Source organism: Agarivorans sp. 2_MG-2023 (assembly GCF_030548085.1).
GTDB lineage: Bacteria > Pseudomonadota > Gammaproteobacteria > Enterobacterales > Celerinatantimonadaceae > Agarivorans.
In genome coordinates, this window is record NZ_JAUORQ010000011.1 from 166143 (window position 1) to 174317 (window position 8175).

At 44.8% G+C, this 8175-nt stretch carries 5 protein-coding genes; all 5 read left to right on the plus strand.

The genetic code is table 11. From position 1 onward, the window contains the following. Positions 1-77: 77 nt before the first annotated feature. Positions 78-2072, plus strand: coding sequence for a transketolase (tkt, locus tag Q4549_RS16855; RefSeq protein WP_137675316.1), 1995 nt, complete (start codon positions 78-80; stop codon positions 2070-2072). An 86-nt stretch (positions 2073-2158) separates the two neighbouring features. Next, on the plus strand, positions 2159-3184 hold the full coding sequence (gene epd, locus Q4549_RS16860; protein WP_303553491.1) for an erythrose-4-phosphate dehydrogenase: 1026 nt from the start codon (positions 2159-2161) through the stop codon (positions 3182-3184). Positions 3185-3241: 57 nt separating this feature from the next. Beyond that, complete coding sequence (locus tag Q4549_RS16865) at positions 3242-4405, plus strand: phosphoglycerate kinase (protein ID WP_137675318.1); 1164 nt, start codon at positions 3242-3244, stop codon at positions 4403-4405. 98 nt (positions 4406-4503) lie between these two features. After that, a complete protein-coding gene (gene fbaA, locus Q4549_RS16870) occupies positions 4504-5580 on the plus strand; it encodes a class II fructose-bisphosphate aldolase (protein WP_303553492.1) in 1077 nt (358 codons plus the stop codon). 435 nt (positions 5581-6015) lie between these two features. Then, positions 6016-8175 (plus strand): retention module-containing protein (locus Q4549_RS16875; RefSeq protein ID WP_303553493.1); only part of this gene is annotated, 2160 nt, incomplete at its 3' end.

The following is an 8175-nucleotide window of genomic DNA, read 5'->3' on the forward strand; positions in this document are numbered from 1 at the left end:
ATTGAGTAACACCGTTGACTTTGTGACAATACGCGCCTCTCGACACCCTATAGCCCTAATATTTGCAGGAGAAATTCATGTCTTCTCGTCGTCAATACGCCAACGCTATCCGTGCTTTAAGTATGGATGCAGTTCAGCAAGCTAACTCTGGTCACCCTGGTGCTCCAATGGGAATGGCTGATATTGCTGAAGTTCTATGGCGCGACTTTTTGAAACACAATCCAACTGACCCAACTTGGGCAGACCGTGACCGCTTTGTTTTATCTAACGGCCATGGTTCTATGTTGCTGTATTCTCTGTTGCACCTATCTGGGTATCAACTTCCGATTGAAGAGCTTAAAAACTTCCGTCAGCTTCATTCTAAAACACCTGGTCACCCAGAGTACGGTTACGCACCTGGCGTAGAAACCACTACTGGCCCGCTAGGCCAAGGCATTACTAATGCCGTAGGTATGGCACTGGCTGAGAAAATCTTAGCGGCGCAATTTAACCAAGATGGTTTCCCGGTTGTTGATCACTACACTTACACCTTCTTAGGTGATGGCTGTTTGATGGAAGGTATCTCGCATGAAGCTTGTTCTTTAGCGGGTACTCAAGGCCTAGGTAAACTGATTGCATTCTGGGATGACAATGGCATCTCTATTGATGGTGACGTTGAAGGTTGGTTTACCGACGATACCGTTAAGCGTTTTGAATCTTACGGCTGGCATGTAATTGGTGGCGTAGATGGCCACGATAGTGAAGCCATTAGCGCAGCGATTAAAGCCGCTCAAGCTGAAACGACTCGCCCAACCATGATTTGTTGTAAAACAGTGATTGGTTTTGGTTCGCCAAACAAATCGGGTAGCCATGATTGTCACGGTGCTCCACTAGGTGCAGAAGAAATTGCGGCTGCTCGTGAGTTCTTAAACTGGCCACATGCTGCGTTTGAAATCCCACAAGATGTTTACCAAGCGTGGGACGCTAAAACTGCGGGTGAGAAATCACAGTCAGAGTGGAACCAATTGTTTGCCGGCTATGAAGCGGCTCACCCTGCATTAGCAGCTGAGTTCAAGCGTCGTGTGACTGGCCAAATGCCAAGTGATTGGAAAGAGTTTGCCGACAACTACATTAGCGAGCTTCAAGCAAGCCAAGCTAAAATTGCTACTCGTCAGTCTTCACAAAAAACCTTAGAAGCCTTTGGCCCTAAATTGCCAGAGCTACTAGGTGGTAGTGCTGATTTAGCACCATCTAACCTTACTATGTGGTCTGGTTCTGAAGCGGTAACCGCTGAAGACGCATCAGGCAACTACATGCACTACGGTGTGCGAGAGTTTGGTATGTCGGCCATTATGAATGGTATGACTTTGCATGGTGGTTTAAAGCCTTACGGTGCTACGTTCCTAATGTTTATGGAATATGCACGTAACGCGTTGCGTATGGCTGCTTTGATGAAGCAACCAGCAATTTTTGTTTATACCCACGATTCAATTGGTTTGGGTGAAGATGGCCCAACTCACCAAGCGGTAGAGCAAACTGCTAGCTTACGTTTAACACCTAACATGAGCACCTGGCGTCCATGTGATTCAGTAGAGTCAGCGGTTGCTTGGCGTCATGCGGTAGAAAGTACCGATAGCCCAACTTCGCTTATCTTCTCTCGTCAAGGTTTAGCGCCGCAACCGCGTGATGCACAGCAACTTGCTGATGTTGCGCGTGGTGGTTACGTACTGAAAGATTGCGCTGGTACGCCAGAGCTTATCTTGATTGCTACAGGTTCAGAAGTTGAGCTAGCGGTAGCTGCAGCAGATGAACTAACGGCTGCAGGTAAAGCAGTGCGCGTAGTCTCAATGCCAGCCACTGATGTGTTTGATGCACAATCGCCAGAATACCGTGAATCAGTGTTACCTATTGCTGTACGCAAACGTATTGCTGTTGAAGCGGGAATTGCAGACTTCTGGTACAAGTACGTTGGCTTTGATGGCAAAGTACTGGGTATGACTACCTTCGGTGAGTCAGCGCCAGCCGGTGAATTGTTCAAGCTATTTGGTTTCACTAAAGAAAACTTAGTGAACATGGCGAACGAACTTCTGTAAGCACTTGCAAGTGCTCGTTCAGTAATAAATAGAACCCTCTGCTAAGAGGGTTCTTTGTTTCAGCGTTATAGAAAAAGGCGATTATTATGCCTCGTCAGCCTATCAAAGTAGCGATAAATGGTTTCGGCCGAATTGGTCGCAGCGTGCTTCGCGCTTTATTTGAATCTCACCGTCAACACAAAATCAAAATCGTTGCAATTAATGAGCTGGCCAGCCCAGAAGCAATGGCTCATCTGCTTAAATACGATTCTACCCACGGCACGTTTGCTGAAGATGTATTACTGCAAGGCGAAACGCTCACGGTAGAAGGTCAAGCCATTCAACTGCTGCATCAACGCGAGCCTAATCAGTTACCGTGGAAGGATTTAGCGGTGGATATTGTCATGGAATGTACTGGGCGTTTTAGCTCGGTGGCCGATGCGCAAATGCATATTGACGCCGGGGCAAAGAAAGTTTTGTTTTCTCACCCTGCCGATCCTTGCGTAGATCAAACGGTAGTCTATGGTGTAAATGAAGATTTGCTGAGTGCTAGCGACAAAGTGGTCTCAAATGGCTCTTGTACGACCAATTGTATCGTACCGGTGATTCAGGTCTTAGATGAAGCCTTTGGGGTTGAATGTGGTACTATTACTACAATTCACTCAGCAATGAACGACCAACAGGTCATTGATGCCTACCATACTGACTTACGCAGAACCCGTGCGGCTGGGCAGTCAATCATTCCTGTTGATACTAAGCTGGCTAAGGGTGTAGAGCGAATCTTGCCTAAATTCGCCGGTAAGTTTGAAGCCATTGCGGTGAGGGTGCCTACGCAAAACGTTACGGCGATGGACTTGAGTGTAACATTGTGTAAAAAAGTTACAGTTTCTGATATAAATCAAGCCATACAAGCAGCACTTTGCGGTAAATTAAGCGGCATATTGAGCTATACCGAAGAACCTTTGGTGTCTATCGACTTTAATCACGATAGTCATTCAAGCATTATTGATGGTTCTCAAACACGGGTTAGCGGCGAACATTTAGTGAAAGTGTTGGCCTGGTGTGACAACGAATGGGGCTTCGCCAATCGCATGTTAGATACCGCTGAATTAATGAGTAACACGGAATTGTAGGTTTAGCCATGCTGGCTAAACTGTAAGTTTAATTTTTAAAACTATAGAGGACAGATAATGTCAATTATCAAAATGACCGACTTAGATCTTGCAGGCAAACGCGTATTCATTCGTGCTGATCTAAACGTTCCAGTAAAAGACGGTAAAGTAACTTCTGATGCACGTATCCTAGCATCTCTTCCTACTATTAAGCGTTGCATAGAAGCTGGCGCTAAAGTAATGGTTACTTCTCACCTAGGTCGTCCAACTGAAGGCGAATACGCTGAAGAATTCTCTCTAGCTCCTGTAGTTAACTACTTAAACGACGCACTAGATTGTGACGTTAAACTAGCTAAAGATTACCTAAACGGCCTAGAGCTAAACTCGGGTGAATTGGTTGTTCTTGAGAACGTTCGCTTCAACAAAGGCGAGAAGAAAAACGAAGAAGAGCTATCTAAGAAGTATGCTGCATTGTGTGACATCTTCGTTATGGACGCATTTGGTACAGCTCACCGCGCCCAAGCATCTACCCACGGCGTAGGTACTAACGCGCCTGTAGCGTGTGCTGGTCCTTTACTTGCTGCTGAACTAGAAGCGCTTGGTAAAGCAATGGACAACCCAGCTCGTCCGTTAGTGGCTATTGTTGGCGGTTCTAAAGTATCAACTAAATTAACAGTGCTTGAGTCTTTATCTAAAATTGCTGACCAACTTGTAGTGGGTGGCGGTATTGCTAATACTTTCATCGCTGCAGATGGCCACAATGTAGGTAAATCTTTATACGAAGCTGACCTAGTAGATACCGCTAAAAAACTAATGAAAGAGTGTGCTATTCCTGTAGCCACTGATGTTGCCTGTGCTAAAGCCTTTGATGAAAATGCAGAAGCTGAAATCAAAAATGTTTCTGAAGTACAAGATGACGACATGATCTTCGACCTAGGCCCAGATTCTACAGCAGCTCTTGCTGAAATCATTGGTAATGCTAAAACTATCCTTTGGAATGGCCCTGTTGGCGTATTTGAATTCAAGAATTTTGAAGCAGGTACCGCGGGTATTTCTAAAGCAATCGCCGAGTCTGCAGGCTTCTCTGTAGCGGGTGGTGGTGATACACTAGCGGCCATCGACAAGTTTGGTATTAAAGCCGATGTATCTTACATCTCTACGGGCGGCGGCGCTTTCCTAGAGTTTGTAGAAGGCAAAGTATTACCAGCTGTAGCCATGCTTGAAGAGCGTGCAAAAGGCTAAGAACGTAATCGGGAGCGCAGCTCCCGATTTTCTGTATTAGAATACTCTGTTACAGAAACAAGAATTTTTAATCAACAAGACTAAATGGAACCATTGCTATGTCTAAGATCTTTGACGCAGTTAAACCAGGTGTAATCTCTGGTGATGACGTACAGAAAGTTTTCGAAATTGCTAAAGAAAACAAATTCGCACTACCAGCTGTAAACGTAGTTAACACTGACTCAATCAACGGCGTACTAGAAGCTGCGGCTAAAGTTAAGTCTCCAGTTGTTGTTCAGTTCTCTAACGGCGGTGCAGGTTTCTTCGCAGGTAAAGGCGTTAAACTTGAAGGTCAAGGTGCTCAAATCCTTGGTGCTGTTGCCGGTGCAAAATATGTACACGCTGTTGCTGAAACCTACGGTGTTCCAGTTATCCTGCACACTGACCACGCGGCTAAGAAATTGCTTCCTTGGATCGACGGTCTTCTAGATGCTGGTGAAGAGTTCTTCGCTCAAACTGGTAAGCCTCTTTTCTCTTCTCACATGCTTGACCTAAGTGAAGAGTCTCTAGAAGAGAACATTGATACATGTGCTAAGTACCTAGAGCGCATGGCTAAAATGAACATGACTATCGAAATCGAACTTGGCTGTACTGGTGGCGAAGAAGATGGCGTAGATAACTCTGACATGGACGCATCTGAGCTTTACACTTCTCCTGAAGACGTAGCATACGCATACGAGAAACTAATGGCTGTTAGCCCACGTTTCACTATTGCTGCTTCTTTCGGTAACGTACACGGTGTTTACCAAGCGGGTAACGTAGTACTTACTCCTACTATTCTTCGTGATTCACAAGCTTACTGTGCTGAGAAATTTGGTATTGCACCAAATGCACTTAACTTTGTATTCCACGGTGGTTCTGGTTCTTCTGAAGCAGAAATCCAAGAGTCTATCGGCTACGGTGTTATCAAAATGAACATCGATACTGATACTCAGTGGGCAACTTGGGATGGTATCCGTACTTACTCAGCTGAAAACTTTGACTTCTTACAAGGTCAAATCGGTAACCCTAAAGGTGCTGATCAACCTAACAAGAAGTTCTACGATCCTCGCGTATGGTTACGTGCTGGTCAATCTTCAATGGTTGCTCGTTTAGAAAAAGCGTTCTCTGACTTAAATGCAGTAGACGTACTGTAATTTAGTCATTTAAGGCTATATTACTTAAGGCTCGCTTTGGCGAGCCTTATTCGTTTTAAAATCACAAGTAAATGGTATTAGATGGATTTATTTCAGCCATAATTGATGAATTGTACATTTTAATTTACGTTTAAAGTGGTGCTCCACCAGCTATTTGTTCACTTATCCTACCTCTTCAATTTTCTCGCTTTTAGTTCATGATTGTTTTACTTTAGCTTTATAAGCCAATGAATTTTCTATATTTATAGTTATAGTATTAAGTGTTTTCCTAAGCTATTCAGGCTCTTATGTTTGATCTTAGGTTTAGATTAGAAAAATTCATTCGTTAAACTAAGGTCTATTGACTAAAATTTATACTCTAAGCCCTTCGATATAGGCTGAGTCGCTGGCTGCGGATAGCGGGCGTGTTAAATAAAGATTGAAAGGAATAATCAGATGGAACAGAGCATTGCAACATCAAATGCAACGATTGTATCAATACAAGGACAAGCGTTTGCAGTAGATGCCCAAGGCAATATTAGATCCCTGCAACCAGGGGATAGTGTTGTGCCTGGCGAAATGATTATTACTTCCCAAGGTGCGCAACTTGGCTTTTATTATGGTGAAGACCAGTACCTGCTTGGTGACAATAGTGCTACTCAACTTCCCAATGTTGATATTGCAGAAGGCCCTTTAAGCGCGGCTAACGATCTTGATGTAGACGCTTTGCAACAAGCCATTTTAGAAGGTGCTGACCCAACGGAGTTGTTTGAAGCGACTGCGGCTGGTGGCGCTCCTACTGCTGCGGGTGGTGAAGCCGCTGGCAACGGTGGGTTTATTACGATCGACCGAATTGGTGGAGAAACCATTGCTCAAACTGGTTTTGATACCCAAGCTCCCCAAGTTTCAAATAATGTAGCCCAAACTGACTCTGATGCAAATGCTCCAGAACCGCTAGCAGCAATCGATAACTCTCAACCTGAACCCACTCCCCCTGCACCTAGTCCCGATCAAGCACCAACGATTACGCTTACTGCTGGAAGTATTACTGAAGATTTAGTGGATGCCGACACAGTTATTGCTAGCTTTACATCAAATGATGCCGACGGTGATGTTTTAAATCACAGCCTGCTAAATGATACTGACGGTTTTTTTGTTATTGATGGAAACGAAATTAAGTTGAGTGATGCGGGTATTGCCGCGGTTAACAATGACCAACTCAATTTAACGACTTTGAATTTAACCATTCAAGTTGAAGCTAATGGCCTAACGGCTTCTGATAGCGCTTCCGTCGAGATTGTTAGAGTAGACGACGAGCCCGCCACACCTATAGATCAAGCTCCAACGATAGACGTGGTTGCTCAAAGCGTCACTGAAGATGCAGTGAGTACAGATACAATTGTTGCTAATTTTACCTCAAACGATCCAGATGGAGATGTGCAGACTTACCAGTTGTTGAACAACGACGATGGTTATTTTGTGATTGATGGTAACCAAGTCAAACTCACCGCTGATGGCGTGGCGGCGATTAATAATGACAGCTTAAATCTGACAAGCTTGGATTTGACCGTTCAAGTTGAAGCTAATGGCCTTACTGCCACTGATAGCGATACGCTTAGCATTGTAAGGGTGGATGACGAACCAAGCACACCTGTAGATCAAGCTCCAACGATAGATGTGGTTGCTCAAGGCGTCACTGAAGGTGCAGTGAGTACAGATACAATTGTTGCTAATTTTACCTCAAACGATCCTGATGGTGACGTGCAAACTTACCAATTGTTGAATAACGATGACGGCTATTTTGTTATTGATGGTAACCAAGTCAAACTCACCGCTGATGGTGTGGCGGCGATTAATAATGACAGCTTAAACCTGACAAGCTTGGATTTGACCGTTCAAGTTGAAGCTAATGGCCTTACTTCCACTGATAGCGATACGCTTAGCATTGTAAGAGTGGATGACGAACCAAGCACTCCTGTAGATCAAGCTCCAACGATAGATGTGGTTGCTCAAAGCGTCACTGAAGATGCGGTGAGTACAGATACAATTGTTGCCAATTTTACCTCAAGCGATCCAGATGGAGATGTGCAGACTTACCAGTTGTTGAACAACGACGATGGCTATTTTGTTATTGATGGTAACCAAGTCAAACTCACCGCTGATGGCGTGGCGGCAGTAAACAGTGATGCTTTAAACTTGTCTGAACTCTCCATTAATGTTCAAGTCAGCGCGAATGGACAAACCGCAGCTGATAGCGACATCGTGAATGTTGTTCGTGTGAATGATGCACCGGACACCGATGCGGTGGTACTAACGCCGATAGCAGAAGACAGCGGTGCACGTACTATCACCAGTGATGAACTGTTAGCTAGCGCAGGAGATATCGAAGGTGATGACTTAACGATAAGTAACCTGCAAATTAGCGCGGGGAGCGGTAGCTTAGTTAATAATAACGACGGTACTTGGACTTACACGCCAGCTGCTAATGACGACACAGAAGTGAGTTTCAGCTACGAGATCACCGACAATGGCAGTACAGATGGCGCTAGTGACCCGCAAACGGTAGACGGTAGTGCCAGCTTAGACATTACTCCCGTGAATGATGCACCGGACACC

Excerpts from the sequence above, each read along its gene's own strand:
- tkt (WP_137675316.1), top strand. The coding sequence starts at position 78 with ATGTCTTCTCGTCGTCAATACGCCAACGCTATCCGTGCTTTAAGTATG.
- epd (WP_303553491.1), top strand. The coding sequence starts at position 2,159 with ATGCCTCGTCAGCCTATCAAAGTAGCGATAAATGGTTTCGGCCGAATT.
- Q4549_RS16865 (WP_137675318.1), top strand. The coding sequence starts at position 3,242 with ATGTCAATTATCAAAATGACCGACTTAGATCTTGCAGGCAAACGCGTA.
- fbaA (WP_303553492.1), top strand. The coding sequence starts at position 4,504 with ATGTCTAAGATCTTTGACGCAGTTAAACCAGGTGTAATCTCTGGTGAT.